This is a genomic window from Brevibacillus jepli (genome assembly GCF_047229145.1).
Lineage (GTDB): Bacteria > Bacillota > Bacilli > Brevibacillales > Brevibacillaceae > Brevibacillus.
In genome coordinates this window covers 47,919-64,383 of the sequence record NZ_JBFEFW010000019.1, presented here as the reverse complement: position 1 = coordinate 64,383, position 16,465 = coordinate 47,919, and the positions used below count along the sequence as shown (strand labels likewise).

Genomic DNA, 16,465 nt, shown 5'->3' with positions numbered 1-16,465 from the left:
CTCATTACGGCGTTGATTGGGTAGCGCGTATCCACCCTTCTTTTCCATCATAAACAATTTGGTACCAGCCATTCAGATCTGCGATGACTTGGAAGGAACCGTCTGCTGCTATCTGACCGAGCTTCTCATGCTCTTCACCGGGCCCCGCAAAAACATCGATTTTTTGAGCGGAAGGGGTGGTCTGATCAGTTTCATCTGTCGACCCTTCAGCGGGGGAAGTACCTTCTCCTGACTCGTTGCCCTCGGTCGTTTCTTCGGAGCCCTCTTCCAAGTCCGCCAGCTTTTCTATGTAATCCAAGCCATTGTCCGCTAGCTTGAACAAAGCGATTTCATTTTCCCCTTTGCCTACCGCATTTTTCATGATCACATGCTCGGAGTCTTCTACGCTGAGTTCATCCGCCTCGACCGCAAATCGCTTATCGAGGGACTCTTTTGTCAAATTCGGAGAGAGAGCGGTGTAGGAGCTGGCGCGCTCTTTACCTGAAGCACTCACGATAATCACAGGCTCCTCTTTACTTCCGAGTGTATCATCGATCTTAGTCTTGGCGGATTTCATGTCCATATCCAGCGATTGATCCAGATAGTAGAGCGAATCATTTGGCATTTTGGCTGCGAAGTAAAGACGTTGGTCCGCCTCGGAGAGTCCAAATGCGTAAAGCTTTGCTCCCCAGCGATCTGTGCCGGAGAGCATTTCGGTGAATGTTCTGTCTGGATATCTCAATTGCAATAAGCGTGCTGGATCGTACTCCAACCAGAGCTTTTCCAGATCGGACAGGAGTGTAGCCGTATCCTGGAGCGGGTTCAGCTGTTCGTACAATTCACGCGCTTTGGTGAACTCGAACGACTTGATGTATTGTTCTGCCTGCTTGAGCTTGCCCTCCAGATAGCGGGTGATCGAATCGAGTACAGGCGAATCAGTAGACAGCACATCCTGGATTTTGCGATAGGCGGCTGCCATGTCAACGAAGGCACTCAAATCTTTCGAACGGATGACTTCCTTGATTTCAGCTAGCGCATACTTCTCCAGCTGCTTAACTAACCAATCTGTCTCGATACCCAATTTTTCGTAATGGCGCAAGCTGGTAGCCGTTTTGGTGATGACTTCTTCAAAAGGAGCCGAAGCGATCAGCGCCCGCAGCTTCGTTTTTTCATAGTCTTGGAACAAGGCCGTGAGCTCAGCCTGTTTCTTCTCTTTTCCGCCGTAGTATTCATCTGGTATGGCAAGGAGTGTTTCGATGAAAGATTCGTCCTGATAGTTTTCCTTTTCGAGATTCGATTGTGCCTTGGCTTTGGCTGTTTGCAAGGCATTCAGGTAATAATCGGAAAAGCTCTTGTCCATGCCTAAATGCGCGGTCAATTGCTGGAAAAACATCGCAGGTACGTCCTTTTGATTCTGGTATTTCTGTTTGAGCGCTTGGTATTGCTCATAGACTGCACCAATTTCCGCAACCTTTTTCTCAGAGATGGCAGAGCGTGATTGCTGGTGAAGCCCTTCCAGTTCAGTTCGGACAGAAGTCAGCTGGAACATGGTCGTATTCCACTCGTCATCTCCGTAGGTAAGGACAGCCATATCATGCGCACGAGAAAAGGTTTCCTCGGCTTGTAGCAGGTTCTTCTGTTCATAATACGCCTTTGCCTGTTTATACAGCGTAATCTGCTTGTACCCGAATCCTAACTTGAACAGAACAGCGATCAAACCCAAGACAAAGAGTCCGAGAAAAATATTGCGAACCCAGAGGGACCTGTAATAGGGAGAAATAGGCATCATCAAAGGCTCCTTTCCTTACAGTAAGCCTTTAAAATCGGGGTCAAACGCGTAATGCGTATCCACCCTGTTTTTGGTAAAATAATATAGTTGTTCCCAATCTTCATTCTTATGGGTTTGTACCATTTTTGCCAATCGCAGAAGGCGCTCCCGCGGCAAAAAATCGATAAATTCGATAATCAGATCCTGATACTCGTCCACATAAGACTTCATGCGGAGCGCTGCACCTGCCACTTGGCCGATGAGCTGATCCCCGTTTTCTAGCAACAATATTTGAGTTTTATAGCGTCTGACATATTGAAGCACAGATTTCTTGACGAGCGAAGGCTGGACCTTGACTACCTCGCGCACATATTCCATAAAGTCCTTGTCGTACATGGACGGGATGAGCGTTTCGAGCTCCAGCTCCATGTCTTTGCGCAGGACGTAATGATTGAGGAACATGATCTTGCGAATCTTGATCGTATCGGAATCGATGAAATGCCCGATTTCTCTCGTTTTTTCGTAAGCTTCCTTGAGATGTCCTTCTTTGACGTCATGGCCGACTTCCTCCAAATGACGGAGGAGAGACTTCTTGAACGTCTCCTGTTCCTTCTTGAGAAAACGTTGAAATTGTTCGTCTCTTTCATAGGAGCCGTATTTTCTCTGCATAACGAAAAACAGGACAAACAGCACACAGCCAATACCTCCAGCGAGTGCCAGTTGCATGAGCGTCTCCGCTGAGAGAACGGCAAGACAGACGAACAAGCCCAATAGCAAAAAGCGCGTCTGAACATAGCGGCGCGTCACGGTATGGGCAACCTGACGGATCGGAGTGTAGGCTCTGCCGCAGGTCTCACAATGCGACTCCCACAGGACATGGTATGTATGGCAACGCGTGCACGCTTGAATTCTTTCGTACGTATGAGCCGTTTTGCGGGTTTTTCGAAATTGAACGCCGATTCGTTTTCTCATGGTGAATCCCTCTTCTCATTCAGTAAGGCATGAAGATGCTGATCGATTTCGGCGTTGGAGAGATTGCGCCGTTTTAGTCGCAGCAGCTTGAGGAATCGGACCGCTAGCAGCAAAAAAGCCGCAAACAACAGAAAGTAAGTTAACATAAAAATTCTCCTAACGAAGTTGTCGAAATCTGTAACAAAGAATCATGTCGTATCGTATTACGAGTAAGGGGCAATCATTCTAGTACTTTTTTATCATCTGTCTTCTACTTCTTGAATCTAGTGGTAATAGTGTCATAGTCTTACTTTCTTTGCAACTGTTCACAGATGTCATTTTTTGAACCCGAATACGAAAAGGAGCACTTATGAAAATAATACGATTCCGAATGTTATGTCGATACGTAGTATGTCTCGCACTGCTCTTGGTCAGTGTCCTCTCTGTCACTCACCCGGGCTATGCGCAAACGAGTGGAAACAATATGGACGCGGTACTGGTCGTGGACGTCAGCAACTCCATGACCCAAAGCGACAAGAACAAAGTCAGCAACGAAGCGATGAAAATGTTCGTCGACATGACGTCGATCCAAGCGAACAAGATCGGGGTAGTCGCGTATACCGACAAGATCGAGCGGGAAAAAGCACTGCTTGAGATCAATTCCGAAGAAGACAAGAACGATATCAAGGCATTCATCGACAGCCTGCAAAAAGGAGCCTACACCGATATCGCCGTCGGGGTAACCGAAGCAGTAAAAATCCTCGATGCAGGACGCAATCCAAACAATGCACCAATCATCGTGCTGTTGGCAGACGGTAACAACTATTTGAACAAAGCATCAAGCCGTACACAAGCACAGTCTGATCAAGAGCTGAAGCAAGCAGTGAAAGAGGCCAAAGACAAAGGCTATCCCATTTACACAATTGGGTTGAATGCAGACGGTCAGCTTAACCGCACGACCCTGCAACAGATTGCTACAGAGACAAATGGTAAATTTTTTGAAACAAGCACGGCGGACAAGCTCCCGCAAATCTTGAGCGAAATCTTTGCGAATCATCTGAAGCTGAAGGTTGTCCCTGTTAAGAGCTTCGTCGCAAACGGTCAAGCTCAGGAGATTGCAATCCCAATCCCGAACGGCAGCGTCATGGAAGCCAACATCTCGATCATGTCGCAAAAACCGGTGGAAGTGAAGCTGTTCGATCCAGCAGGTAAGGAAGTACAAGTCCCTTCGAATCAGGTCAGACTGTCGAAGTCCAATGCGTACACGATGATCAAGCTGGTCAAGCCACAGCAAGGCGATTGGAAGCTACAGGTAAAAGGTGCCCCGAAGGAAAAAATCGATATTAATCTCATCTTCAACTACGATCTGCAATTGGAGATGGAGCCAGTCACAGCGAAGAGCTTCAAGGCTGGCGATGTCGTACCGATCAAGGCTGCGCTTGTTTCAAACGGACAAAAGGTAGCGAGTCCTGATCTGTACCAGCAGATGAAGGCGACACTGATCGTCCATGACAAGACAGACAAGAAGACGAATGAGGTCGTCCTGAACAACACGGGCAGCGGGTTCGAAGGCAGCTTCACCATCCCGGCTGACCATACGTACGAGATCAAAATCAAGGCAGAAGACACCAGCTTTTACCGGGAAACGAAGCCACTCCTTGTAGATGCTGCGAAAACGGCAGGTTCTGGAGCGAACAAGCCTGCGACAACTACGGACCCTGCCGCCGAATCGAAACCATTTCCATGGTTGACCGTAGTAGGAGGTACCGTGGTTCTCATCCTGTTGATCGGTGCAGGCTTGTACGCACTGTCGATCTATCGCAAGGCGAACAAGGGCTTCTCGGGCCAGATCGCCATCGAGATCGTGGATGAGGATACAGGAGAGAAGTCCAATCCGCAGTACAAGAAGCTGAATGCGTTCAAAGGAAAAGTAAAGCTGCACCAGCTCTTGCAGCTCGCCCCTGAGTTTGCGGAGACAGAGAAAGTCATCCTTTTGCCAGGGAAAAACGACACGCTGATCATCGAAAACCGTTCGACCTGCCGAATTGAAAAGGCGGGGCGTGTACTCGATGCAAGCAAAGGTAAAGAGCTGAAGAAAAACGATCGCATCAAAGTTTCATTAACGAATGTGAACAAATCGGTCTTTATTGATTACATCGTCTAGGAGTGAGTCGATTATGAAAGCAGTTGTGAGAGAACACATTCAACAATTGGACGTATCCCTCGGCGGAGGAATCGTCAGTGACAAGATTCGCGTAGATACAATTGACAACCCGATGCTCGTCATCGGTCTTGGCGGTACAGGTATTGATGCGCTGTTGCGCCTGAAATATCAAGTGAACAGACGCTTCAAGCTGCCGGTAGACCCGCTGTCCAAGAAGCGCAAGGAAAAGCCGGACAATATCGAATTCATCGCGTTTGAAACGAACGAGCATGACCGCAACAAGAAGTACAAGGGCATTGGGCTCGATCCAGTGACAGAGTTCGTTCTGTTGTCCAATCCTGAGATCGGCGGCGTATTGCAGAACCGCAGCATTCTGGAGCCGTACATTACCGATTGGCTTTCGCCGGAGCTGACGATTACCGACGGAATCAGTGGTGCATCTGGTGTACGGCAGGCAGGTCGACTTCTTCTCTTTACGAAAATTACGCAGGTCGTACAAACGATTGAGAAAAAGGTGAAGATGCTGTGCGAGGGCACGAACAAAAAGCTGACCGTATTCCTCTTGAGCGGTTTGTCCGGGGGAACGGGGAGCGGTTGCTTCCTTGACATTGCCTATATCGTACGCGGAATTTTGGAGCGCGACTTCGGCAGTGCCGGGGTAGACAAGGTGAATACGCTGGGCTACCTGTTCACGCCTGACGTCAACCTGTCGAACAAGAGCCTCAGCTCCCACACGCGCGACTACATTATGAAAAACGGTTATGCGGCGTTGAAAGAGCTGGACTACTGGATGAATGCGGATGAGCGTAATGAGCGTTTCCGCCAGCAATACGGCAACGTGCTCACCGTACAATCGCCAATGCCACCATTCAACCTGTGCCATTTGATCTCGGCGACCAATCTCGAAGGCAAAGCATTGGAAAATGCCTACGATTACTGCATGAACGTAACCGCGGAGAACATTACGAACTTCATGGCGAGTGAAGAAAAGCGCTCGGGCGAAGAGTTTGCGATCCACGACTATATCAGCAACATCCGTACGAACATCAACCAGATGCCAAAAACGTACGCAGCCAACTATCAATACAACGTCATCGGTGCTTCCTCTGCTGTCTTGCCGATCGAAGAGATGACGACATACTTGGCCTATCGCTTGTTTAAAAAGATGGAAAAAATGTTCACGGTAGCACCAACGCAAGAGGATGCGGAGAAATTCGCCCGCAAGCTCGGGATCGACATCGACTCGATTTCACGCAAGTTCGAGGAGCGCGTTCCTGAACCGTTGCCAGGCTATGAAAACAGTGAGCGTCTGAACTACAGCAACGTGATTACCCAGCAAGTCGTGAGCATCGACCACGAGCTGGAGCAAGGCTATCTCGCCAAAGCACGTGAAGCGTACATCAAATGCAAGAAGCAAACCCCAGGCGACATGATCTCTGTTTTTGGCGAAATGATTACGCGCGTGTTTCTGCACCCGCAGCAAGGACCGTTCTATGCGTCCCGTCTGATTCATTCGGACAAAGGCTATTGCCTGATGAAAATGATCCTCTCCTACATAGAGAGCCTCAAGGCGAATCTGGAGAGCTACCCGCGTGAGATCGAGGGCGCGCGTGAAAATGCGGATGAAAAGCTGGGCGATGCCCGCAGTGCCTTCATCTCCAAGGAGAAGAAGAAAAACAGCTACATCGAAGCGAAGATCAACGAATACCAGCTCCTGGCTGATCAGGAAAAGCTGGAGCAAATGATCGAGTTCTATGAAGAGCTGCACCGTTTGTTGAATGCAGAAAACAACCGCATTTATAACGTATTTACGGAGATTCTGAACGCACTCAACCAAATTTTCGAGCAAAACGGCGACATCCTGATCAACGGTGGAGAAGAGAGCGACCGCACTGGCAACAAGACGTACTACTGGAACATTGTCAGCGTGCCGGATATCTCGAAGGTAGTCGGGAACATTCTGGAGCAAAAAGACGCAGATGACCTGATCCGTGATTTCACCAGCGAGCTTCTGCGACATTCCGATCAGTGGGCGAAAGAGCAAGAGCTGGATATCGTCAGCTCGATTTCCGAATTCCTCTCGGATAAGTTCGGTGAGCTGATCACCAAGTCAATGGAAGAGTTTCTCGTGATCAAATACGGTCAAGACGAGACACTGGATCGCATCGTAGAGCGCAAGATCGCGAGCAAGCTGGATGAAGAGGCGATTCCGGTCTTCCATTTGAGCAACAATCTCGGCAATATGCACTTCCCTTCCTGGGGCTTTGTATCCGTGCCGCTGAAAGCACCATCGATCCTGAAGGGGATTAAGAACTACCAGAATACCGCCATTAGCGGCTCGCGCTTCACGGTTAAGGAAAGTGAAGTGAAAAACCGCATTTTCTGGCTGAATACGAAAAACGGTGTTCCGCTGTTCGCTTACACACCGTTGAAAGTATACGAAGAAAGCTACGAGCGTACGATTTTGGATAGAGAGGGTATTGGTCGCCATCTCGTACAAACCGAAAAGAACAACTGGGCTTACCTCCCATCACCGATTCCGGAAAAATCGTGGGGAGATACGTACCAAAACAGCCGCATCAAATCGTACAACGCCAAAGTACGCGAGCTGTTTGAACGTGCAGTGCGCTACGGTGTCATCCGCGAAAAAGGCAGCGACAGCCAGACGAGCAACCGCTATGAATCCATCGTGACGAAGCCTTTCTCCGTGGCTGCTTTCTTAGCCAAGCACCAAGCTCAAGGCGACGCAACCAAGCTGAGCCCAGGCGAGATCAAGCGTGCATTGGTAGAGCTCAAAGGCTTCATGAGAGATGGTCTGGAGCAAGAATCTACGCGTGATGTTTTCGGCAGTGTCAATGAAGAGATGGCAAAAGAAAACCTGATTCGTTATCCAGAGCAGATTCGCCTGATCGAACAAGAGGTGCGGAAATACGAGGAAATCGAAGCCAAAATCCAGGAGCTGGAGCAGATCGTAGGTGCCATCAAGGACGAAGAAGAGCTGATGACCCGATTCATCGAAGCTCTATACACCGGTACGATTTGCAAGCGTGGCGCGCTGTACGTCTACGACAAGGATGAGGAAGAAGAGGCGTGGGAGCCATTCATCAACCTGATGAAGGTCAACAAGCATGTAGAATTCGCCATCTATGAAAAATACCGCGCACTGGATCACAAGAGCATGGCCACAATCCAGCGCAAGGCTGCAAAACGCAGCGACGCGATGACTTCAGCGGAGGATACGCAGCAACTGGTGGCAAAGCTCGATGAGATCACTGCGGCTTTCCTGGAAACGAAGAACGATCTGGAATACGACCGCGACGAATACGTAAATGGTGAAGAGCTGTACCAGTTCTACAAAAAGGTTTGGTCCAAAGTAAACGATATGCGCAAGACGCTGCAATAAACAATCACGATGTTTCGATCCCCCGAAGAGAGGGGATCGTTTGATAACCGAGGAGGATGCATGAGGGATTTGATTGGAGAGTTCGCGACCCAATACGTTACGGAATTGGAAAGACAACTGGATAGCGGAAACGGACAGCGAAGCATTCAAAACCCCGTGCTCTTCCTTTTTCTCGGGGATAAGAGCGTAGAGGCACTGCAAGCTGTTCGAGCCCATAACGAGCGCAATTGGCAAAATAGTCACGGTGTTCTTTATGTCCATGCGTATCAGGACAAAACGTGGGAGCATCCGCAAGTAATCGGCTGCCGCTTGCCGCAGGCAGATTCCGAAAAGAAAAAGATGCGTACGTCGATCCACGAGCGTTTTTTACTCGATGAAGCTGTCACCATGGAACTGAACAAGGTGATGAAACTGGCAAGCGTGCGGGTAGCGGAAATGGGCAAGTTGTTCACTGCTTTTCAGCAAGTCAATATTGCTGTCGTGGCAAGGGCAGATGACCCTGCCACGATTCTTTTGCCAGAGCTGACGCTGCTTCTCAAGGGCTACCTCAACGAGCTGTTTAAAAACGTATCCGTCGATCTGTACGTCCTGCTTCAGGAAAAGAACAACGGGGAAGCATTCGGGTTCTCGACAGCGCTCTCGGTCAGCTTTTTGGAAGAGGTCAATCGCTATCAGCGGAGCGACTACAGCTATCGAGCGAATCTCTTGGTAACGGAGGATCTCGTGAAACTGCCTGTGGAGCATGTGAACGCCCCGTTATTTTCACTGGCGTACCTATTGAGTGACAAGACAGAACATGGCTTGTTTATCGAAGGCGGCATGCAGGAGAATTACGAGCTGATCAGCAAGCTGGTACTTTTGAATAACAAAAAGGCAGAGTCCGAATTCCACGAAAGCAATGAGGGCTATAACAAGCTGCAATTTATGCGTAGTATTACGGTCGATCACGGGCAGACCAGATTCGCGTCGGCCGGACTATCCAAAGTGAAGCGACCGACTCATGCGATTGCGTTGACGGTGCTATCCGCTGTATTTGACCGCTATTGGGAGCGGCTCAAGGAAGGCGAGGTCTTGCCGAAAACAAAAGCGCGTGAGAAGCTCGGCTTGACTGCGCATGATTTGCAGCGAAAATTGGCTGGAATTCTTCCCGAGGATCGCATTGTGGAGGAAATGACCGGGCTAATGACCTCTGGCATCAGCTATAGCGAGCTTTGCAGCATGAACATGCGTGAAGCGGAGCTGGCATTGTTTGACGGCAGCAGCCAAGCCTTCTTTGAGGCGAATGTCGTATCCGATGCCAGAAAGCGTTTGGAGCACATGCTGTCTCAGGAATCCTTGGCTGATTTGATTCAGGAAGCGATCATCGAGGATGAACGGCTTGGTCTGTACGCCGCGTACTATCTCACAGCCGAACACGCCAATGGTGCAAACCTTTTAGATGAGCTGCGCACAGGAATTCGCGAGACATCTCGACAGGTCGAACAGATCAAGGCTGAGCTGGTCGACATCTACCAAGAGCGAGTGGATCGGCAGGACATTCGGGTAGGCGGGTTTTTCACACGGGATAAAGAGCGTGTGCGGACGTTTATCCGCCATTTGCTGGATACGGTTTATGGCAAAAAGCTGGAGCTGCTGGATTGGGAGCTTATGCTTGCGATCTTGGTCAGCTTCGAGAAACAGACGGAGCAGATTCACCGGCAATTAGGTGAACAAGCCGAGCAGCTGGAAGCCTTGCATAAGCAACTGCGAGAAATCGCCCAGAAGAGCGTGCGAGAAGCCACGGACTACTTGGGCAAAAATGTCGACGAATATTATGAGTCCGTCGTTCATGAAACGATACGGTCATTGGAAGCTTCGCGCGGCAGTGATTTTTACATGGAACAACGGTACATTGGCAGCGGCGCTCTGCTCAGTGGGAATCGTCTCGCCGGACTTGTGGAGCGTCTATGCCAGTTTTGCCGGAACGAGATTCTCACCCGAGCGCCATTTGCTTTGTCTTTTGAAGCAGAGCTGCTTGCGCGTGCGAATGTCGGGGTTGCTTACGATAACAGGACGGTGCTGACCAAGGAGGATTTGTTCCTTGATCTGGCATTGGTGCTGGAAGAGCGGGCAGCGGTTCACATCGAAGTGTTTCATTTTCTGCAAAAGCATCGCTATGAGGAGAAGTATTTGTTTGCAGATATTCACAACGACTTCGTCCAGTATGCGCTGCGCAAGGATGAGAGCACGCGGACCTACAAGCTGGGCTGCATCCACGAGGAACAAAAAAGCGGCATAGAAAAAATGAACCTGATGGGTGGATTCGGCATGGAGGATTTGATGTTTTACCGCAACAACAAGAAATACCATGCTTCCTATGAGGAGAGCGGGTTTGTCTTTCACCGCGTGGGAGGAGATGAGTCGTCATGAGTCAGAGAAGGGTTAGCTTACTCATGCTATTGTGTAGTCTGGTAGGTGGCGTGATCGGATTTTTGGTCGGGGAAGTGATACTCGGCAAATTGTCCGGAGAAATACCGCAATGGCTGTTAATGGGACTTTATTTTGGTCAATATGCCTTTTTCGTAGGATTGATGTGTCTCATTGCGGAAATGATCTCGCCACGACTAAATGGAATCGGGTGGAAGCAGCGTTATCTGGGCTTTTCCTGGAAAATGCTCGTGCCCAGCACATTTTTAATGGTGGGCGTAGTGGCGATGCTGCTTCAGCTGCTGTACGGGTCATCATTTCAACAAGCCAGTGGAGCCAACAATATTGTGATGGTGCTGGATACGTCAGGCAGCATGCAGCAGTCTGACCCGGATAACCAATTGTTCAAAGCAGCGGCGGACATGGTGCAGCGAATGGATAGTGACATGAATATTGCGATTGTCACCTTCCATGATCAAACGAACGTCCTGCAACCACTCACGGAGCTCGGCAGCCAGTCCGTAAAGGATGACATCGCGAACAAGCTGCTTCAGTATCCAAGAACAGATGGAGGCACCCGGATCGATCTGGCGTTGCAAGCGGGCCTGGATCAGCTCCAGGCGAACCAAATGACGAACAGTACGGTGGTACTAATGTCAGACGGTTATAGCGATCTGGATATCCCTGCTGCACTCGCACCGTACAAGCAAAACCAGGTGATTGTCCATACGGTGGGCATGAGCAAAATCGATGCAGATGGCACGGCGCTGCTCCAGCAAATTGCTGCTGAAACCGGAGGCAGCTACTTCAATGTCGAACACGCAGACCAAATGACAGGAATCTTTGGTCAGATTTACGATATGAGCCGAATAGATCGCAATATCGTTTCTGAGCGGACAGGAGCGACAGAAGAAAGTACGTTTTATGCGATTACCCGTGTGGTCAGTGTTCTGATCATCGGTGCTTTGCTCGGCTTGGCTCTGGGGCTGATTTTTGACAATCGCCATCTGGCCAGAAGCTTTACGATTGGTGGAGCGGTATCAGGACTGTTAGCTGGACTTGTTTTGGAAATGGGTCTATCGTCGATCGATTTGGTCGATATGGTTGTACGTTTGCTGGCGTGCTCCTTGCTCGCCGTCATTCTGACACTGTTCACTCTCTTTGTGCCAGCTTCTACGAGTGGCGGATCGTCTTTTGCGAAGCGCAGACTGAACAACAGACAAAGCCCCCGTGCCTTGGATGCCGGGAACCAGAGCAGCAAACGGTTTGATCTGTAAAGGGAGCATGATGAACCATGATTAATCGGGAGGAAACAACAGAAACCTTCATCAAGGACGTCACCTGCCAGCATCAAGGGGGCGAATACGTGCTCAACTGGCATTGGGCGCAGGATATTCCGTGCGTGTACGTGCACAAGTCGCAGCTTGGCGCCCCTTTTGACGTGAACGAGGTCGATGATCGTCAGTTCAAGCTGTACACTCGTGAGGAGTACAAGGTACACAAAGGATTACGGGAAAAGACGGAGGGCATCGGCAGATACACGTACCGCATCTTTCCGTGCCGATTGGAAAATGGCAAGCCGATTCTACTTATTCCAGATGGGGACGCTCACGTGATCCATGTCAGCACAGGAAAAGCCAAGATCTACTACTCGTTCAAACGGGGCGGAAGCTGGTTTAGCAAGCATCAATCGTTGCAGATTCGCATTTTTTCAGAGATTCCGATCGCGCGGGACGTACTCTGCTACGTAAAAAAAGAAGGCTCTCCTCCCGCCCACAAGGATGATGGTACCCGATACAATTTCATTCGCGATCTCGAGCCCGGTGTCAATCTGATGCCGGAAATCGAGGTCAGGAAAAAAGACATCGTCCGCCTGTTTTTTACGGACGGGAAAACATACGGAGAAATGTACGAACTGATTCCTGAATAGGAGGGATGCGCCATGCTGTCGTTTTTGAAAAACATGTTTGAAAAGAAGCCGCAGGTCAAAGAACGGCTTCCTTTTTACGATATTGTCTGCCCATACTGCTTCGCCAAATACGGACCGGACCAAGTTGTCTTCCGTGCCACACATCACCGTCAGGATGACGAAGATTACGCGTTGCAGGAGGATGAGATTCTCAATGCGTACCGGGACAAGTTCGGACTGGATGCTATCGACGAGCTGGAAGCGGTGATTGATCCGGAATCCATTCCACCGGAAAACCATTTGTACGTCGATAATGTCCTCGCAGGGGTGACAGACCGATATGGAATGGTTTCGAAGCGCAGACTGTGCCCGAAATGCCACAACGAGCTGCCGATTACGGCTGGGAAGGCGCCGAGCAACATCATTTCGATTGTCGGGGCGTCGCAGGTCGGCAAGTCCGTTTACATGACCTCACTGATCCATACGCTGCAGAACACGACAGCGAATCACTTCAATGCAGCGTGTATGCCGCTCAATGCGCAGATTAGCCGCAAATTCCGTGAGAACTACGAGGCGCCTTTGTTTGAGCGTGGGCAGCTGCTCGATTCCACGCAAAAGGAAAAGCGTCAGGAGCCGTTCATCTTCCAGTTCATTTTCAAGGATAGCGACAAGGCACCGTTGATCCTTGTGTTTTTCGATGTAGCAGGTGAGGGAATGGTCGACCGCGAGTACCTGGAGCTGTATGCGGCGCATGTGAAAAACTCATCGGGTATCCTGTTCCTGGTCGATCCACTGCAAATCAAGACGATTCGCGATCGGGTCATGCTGCAAGCGGGGGATGAGCCAGGGGAATTTACTGCGAGATACGACGAGCCGCGTGAGGTCGTCATTACGCTGTTTGAGAACTTCATCGGCTATCAGGAGCAGAGCAAGACGCATATCCCGACTGCTGTCGTGTTGACGAAGAGCGACATGCTGAATGTGATCAAGGAAGACGACGGCGAATACATCAAGTCCAACAGCAATGTTTTCCGCAATTTCGTCCATGAACAATATTTAAATACGACTGAATTCGAGAACATCGATGGGGAAATCCGCCGCTTCATCGAAAAAGTCGACCGACCGTTTAAGGACGCGTTGGATGTTTACTTTACGAATACGGCCTATTTCGCTGTATCTGCGCTGGGAAGCAACCCGATCAATCAAAAAGTCAGCGGTGTCGTGACGCCGATTCGTGTTGATGAGCCGTTTATTTGGTTGATGCACCAGCTTGATTACATCGAGGGGAGGGAGCGGTAGTGAACAACCGTCAGCCCATTTTGCAGCAGTACTACACCCGCGGGCGACAAGGGGTTTTCCGTTCGAACGAAGGATACGATACTGTCGCCAAAACGCCAGGGCTGGATAACCAATTCATTAAGAAGACGCTCCATCCGTTTTGTGTGTACGATGCACCTAGACAGCTTCAGGAACGGGCGGAAAGCAATCTGGCGCTCTATCCGGAGTCGCTTCTCAGCTTCCAGGCCGAATCAGGAGAGATGGTTCTCGGCAGAAGTGTATTTGTGGGAGCGGACTTTACCGGGCAGCGCAATACGTTTTTCAGCCACAACTATGTCATCCCGGTAGAACGCCGGGACGAGTTCATCAAGAATCCGGGCAAAATCTTCGGTGTGCGTACTTTTGCAGATCGCCACGATGATACAGCAGGCAAGGAATTGCCGTCGGTTGATGACCTTCCTTCAGAAAATGGCTTATCACAAGACCGAAAGCAGCTGCTTGGGCAATTGGGCGTCGATGAACGTCTGTTCAAACAGCTCCTCTTTGCGGTGATGTCTTCGCTCGCAGCGAAAAAGAAGGTTTTCATTAGTCTGGATGTGGACATCAGTTCTGCATCCAGGAGTGCTGCTCAGCTGCTTGCGATTTTGTACAGTTGTCTGCCTTTTGAGATGCGCAGACATTTTGGATTTCTCACGTTTAGCAACGAGCCGCAGAGCAAAAAGCACATCCATGTCACGTTTGTAGAAAAAGGTAGCATCCGACCAGGTGGGGGGCACAGTGACAAGGACTTTTTGTTCGATTTCGCCCTTGGCCGCGTTCAAAACGTCGAGCTGCAGGACGGATCGCATGAATACCTCGACTTTGCGTGGGAGTATGTGAATGAACCGCGGATTCTGGATGCCTTCCACGAGTTTTGTGAGGAAGTACTGGCTGGAGCAGACAATGCAGTGGCTTTGAACATTCGCACGTATTACGAGCTGTGTGCGCTGTATTTGATTGAAAAAGGTCGACTGCCCATCTATGAGAGCAAGCGGGCGGGAGTTTGGCAGGCGTTGAACAGCTACTTGGGGCACAACAGCTTGACCAGCAAGAAACGACTGATCGAGCTTCAGGAAATGCTGATGCGAATCGAGGTAGAGGCGCTTTCGTCCAAGCAGCTCCCTGATGGCGAGACGATCAAACAAATAATTGAATCGTACCGCGTCACGAAGCAGGAACGCCTGCAGATGGATTTGATCCGCTTCCTGATGGACGTGTTGATGAAGGCCAAGACATCGCGACAGAGCAGCTACGTGGCAGAGGTGTACAAGCATTTGTCCAGCAATCGTGAGCTGTTTGGCTTCATGATGCGGACGATTTTTGGCTACCCTCAATTGGTGAAGCCGCTCTTTGAGGATTACATGACCGAGCGGGTAGCAGCTGTGACCAATCTGGACCAGATGCTGAAGGAAATACGGTTTTGGACAGAAACAGAACCACAAGCCATGCGCAATGCCATCTTTATTTCTACCACGACGGAAAAAGTTCTGCGTCTATTTGCACGTGAACGTCAAAAGCTCGCTGCCGCCATTACGATCCACCAGTTCTTCGAAAACATCGATGGGGGGCGCAGCTATGCTGATGAGCTGCTGGATGAGCTGGACAAGTCCTTGATGAAGCTCGTTGCCTTAGACACGCTATCCAAAGATGATTTCCAAGTTCTCATCGCTCTCTTGGAGGAGAAGCCACAGAGCTTTTTCGGAACGCTGGATATGGAAAGTCGCCACAAGCAAGAAATGCTCTTGAATCTGGCGAAGCTGCATGAGGAAAGAAGCACGCCACATCCGGCTGAGTTCTTCCGAAAATGGGACCGGGAAGCGATTTCGCTGCAACAAAGAATGATTCAGCATATGTTGGAGAAACCGCTCCAGGCTGACGAGTTCCCGCAGATCCCGCTGGTCTTTTACAGGGAAGATCATTTTGGTCAGGAAGGCTTCCATTTTGCAGAAATACTGGAGTATGTTCAGCAAAATGGCGGCGAGGCAGTGACGCTCTCCTTTATCCAGTGGACGATGAGCCAACGGATGTTTTTTGAAGGAAAGTATTTGCTGCCTGCCTACAGACAAGCATTGAAAGCCCTTTTCCTCGAAGAGAAAGGCAAGCGGCTGCGTGATAAAGAATGGAGAAAACGGTGGTATGCGATTCGAAATGCGGATTTCCGCAAGCTCCTGGAGGAGGTACGCAGCGAAACAGCGAACCCGCTCGTGAAGCTGTTTCGGCACAAGGCTACGGTGATATCCAGCTTGGTCGTCTTGCTAGGTGCCGGAGCGTGGGGCGGGTACGTGGTTTGGGGTCCACAGCCTGAAGCGGACACGAGTGCACAGGTACAGCCACCAGATACGCAGCCAGAGCCAATCCGTCCCCCAGCAGTGTTCGTGCCGGTGTATCGGTTGATGCTAGACGAGCCTGATATCCAGCCTGTCCGTGGCGGTCATGGAACGCAAAGCCAAGATGTTTCTACTGCCGAGCCGGTACATACAACCACACCGTAAGAAACCTCAAACGAGGCTATTCACGGAGGGTGACCGCTTTGATCAGGGTATCTTTGTTGGACAAGATACCCTGATT

At 50.1% G+C, this 16,465-nt stretch carries 10 protein-coding genes; 7 read left to right on the top strand and 3 right to left on the bottom strand.

Translation table 11 applies throughout. The features are described from left to right. Positions 1-4 precede the first annotated feature (4 nt). The 3 genes from AB1L17_RS20105 to AB1L17_RS20095 are packed head-to-tail and all read right to left on the bottom strand — an operon-like array spanning position 5 to position 2,865. Positions 5-1,768, bottom strand: a complete 1,764-nt coding sequence (locus AB1L17_RS20105; RefSeq protein ID WP_412846878.1) for an SH3 domain-containing protein — start codon at positions 1,766-1,768, stop codon at positions 5-7. A 15-nt stretch (positions 1,769-1,783) separates the two neighbouring features. Further along, complete coding sequence (locus tag AB1L17_RS20100; RefSeq protein ID WP_412846877.1) at positions 1,784-2,719, bottom strand: hypothetical protein; 936 nt, start codon at positions 2,717-2,719, stop codon at positions 1,784-1,786. Then, positions 2,716-2,865: a hypothetical protein gene (locus tag AB1L17_RS20095; protein WP_007724683.1), complete on the bottom strand. Its 150-nt coding sequence runs from the start codon at positions 2,863-2,865 to the stop codon at positions 2,716-2,718. Before AB1L17_RS20095 ends, AB1L17_RS20100 begins: the two co-directional genes overlap by 4 nt. 203 nt (positions 2,866-3,068) lie before the next feature. Here AB1L17_RS20095 and AB1L17_RS20090 point away from each other — a divergent pair, with 203 nt between their 5' ends. Genes AB1L17_RS20090 through AB1L17_RS20060 form a run of 7 tightly spaced genes read left to right on the top strand, consistent with a single transcriptional unit; the run spans position 3,069 to position 16,389 of the window. Then, complete coding sequence (locus AB1L17_RS20090) at positions 3,069-4,862, top strand: vWA domain-containing protein (RefSeq protein WP_412846876.1); 1,794 nt, start codon at positions 3,069-3,071, stop codon at positions 4,860-4,862. A 13-nt stretch (positions 4,863-4,875) separates the two neighbouring features. Further along, a complete protein-coding gene (locus AB1L17_RS20085; RefSeq protein WP_412846875.1) occupies positions 4,876-8,265 on the top strand; it encodes a tubulin-like doman-containing protein in 3,390 nt (1,129 codons plus the stop codon). Positions 8,266-8,325: 60 nt separating this feature from the next. After that, positions 8,326-10,674, top strand: a complete 2,349-nt coding sequence (locus tag AB1L17_RS20080) for a hypothetical protein (RefSeq protein WP_412846874.1) — start codon at positions 8,326-8,328, stop codon at positions 10,672-10,674. Further along, positions 10,671-11,948: a vWA domain-containing protein gene (locus AB1L17_RS20075; RefSeq protein WP_412846873.1), complete on the top strand. Its 1,278-nt coding sequence runs from the start codon at positions 10,671-10,673 to the stop codon at positions 11,946-11,948. Before AB1L17_RS20080 ends, AB1L17_RS20075 begins: the two co-directional genes overlap by 4 nt. A 17-nt stretch (positions 11,949-11,965) precedes the next feature. Then, positions 11,966-12,601: a beta-mannanase gene (locus tag AB1L17_RS20070; RefSeq protein ID WP_412846872.1), complete on the top strand. Its 636-nt coding sequence runs from the start codon at positions 11,966-11,968 to the stop codon at positions 12,599-12,601. A 12-nt stretch (positions 12,602-12,613) separates the two neighbouring features. Then, positions 12,614-13,879, top strand: a complete 1,266-nt coding sequence (locus AB1L17_RS20065) for a TRAFAC clade GTPase domain-containing protein (protein ID WP_412846871.1) — start codon at positions 12,614-12,616, stop codon at positions 13,877-13,879. Continuing rightward, the gene (locus AB1L17_RS20060) at positions 13,879-16,389 is read left to right on the top strand and encodes a GAP1-N2 domain-containing protein (protein WP_412846870.1); all 2,511 of its coding nucleotides are present in this window, start codon (positions 13,879-13,881) and stop codon (positions 16,387-16,389) included. Before AB1L17_RS20065 ends, AB1L17_RS20060 begins: the two co-directional genes overlap by 1 nt. Positions 16,390-16,465 lie beyond the last annotated feature (76 nt).

Coding starts and splice junctions, on each gene's coding strand:
- AB1L17_RS20105 (WP_412846878.1), bottom strand. CDS start 1,768: ATGATGCCTATTTCTCCCTATTACAGGTCCCTCTGGGTTCGCAATATT.
- AB1L17_RS20100 (WP_412846877.1), bottom strand. CDS start 2,719: ATGAGAAAACGAATCGGCGTTCAATTTCGAAAAACCCGCAAAACGGCT.
- AB1L17_RS20095 (WP_007724683.1), bottom strand. CDS start 2,865: ATGTTAACTTACTTTCTGTTGTTTGCGGCTTTTTTGCTGCTAGCGGTC.
- AB1L17_RS20090 (WP_412846876.1), top strand. CDS start 3,069: ATGAAAATAATACGATTCCGAATGTTATGTCGATACGTAGTATGTCTC.
- AB1L17_RS20085 (WP_412846875.1), top strand. CDS start 4,876: ATGAAAGCAGTTGTGAGAGAACACATTCAACAATTGGACGTATCCCTC.
- AB1L17_RS20080 (WP_412846874.1), top strand. CDS start 8,326: ATGAGGGATTTGATTGGAGAGTTCGCGACCCAATACGTTACGGAATTG.
- AB1L17_RS20075 (WP_412846873.1), top strand. CDS start 10,671: ATGAGTCAGAGAAGGGTTAGCTTACTCATGCTATTGTGTAGTCTGGTA.
- AB1L17_RS20070 (WP_412846872.1), top strand. CDS start 11,966: ATGATTAATCGGGAGGAAACAACAGAAACCTTCATCAAGGACGTCACC.
- AB1L17_RS20065 (WP_412846871.1), top strand. CDS start 12,614: ATGCTGTCGTTTTTGAAAAACATGTTTGAAAAGAAGCCGCAGGTCAAA.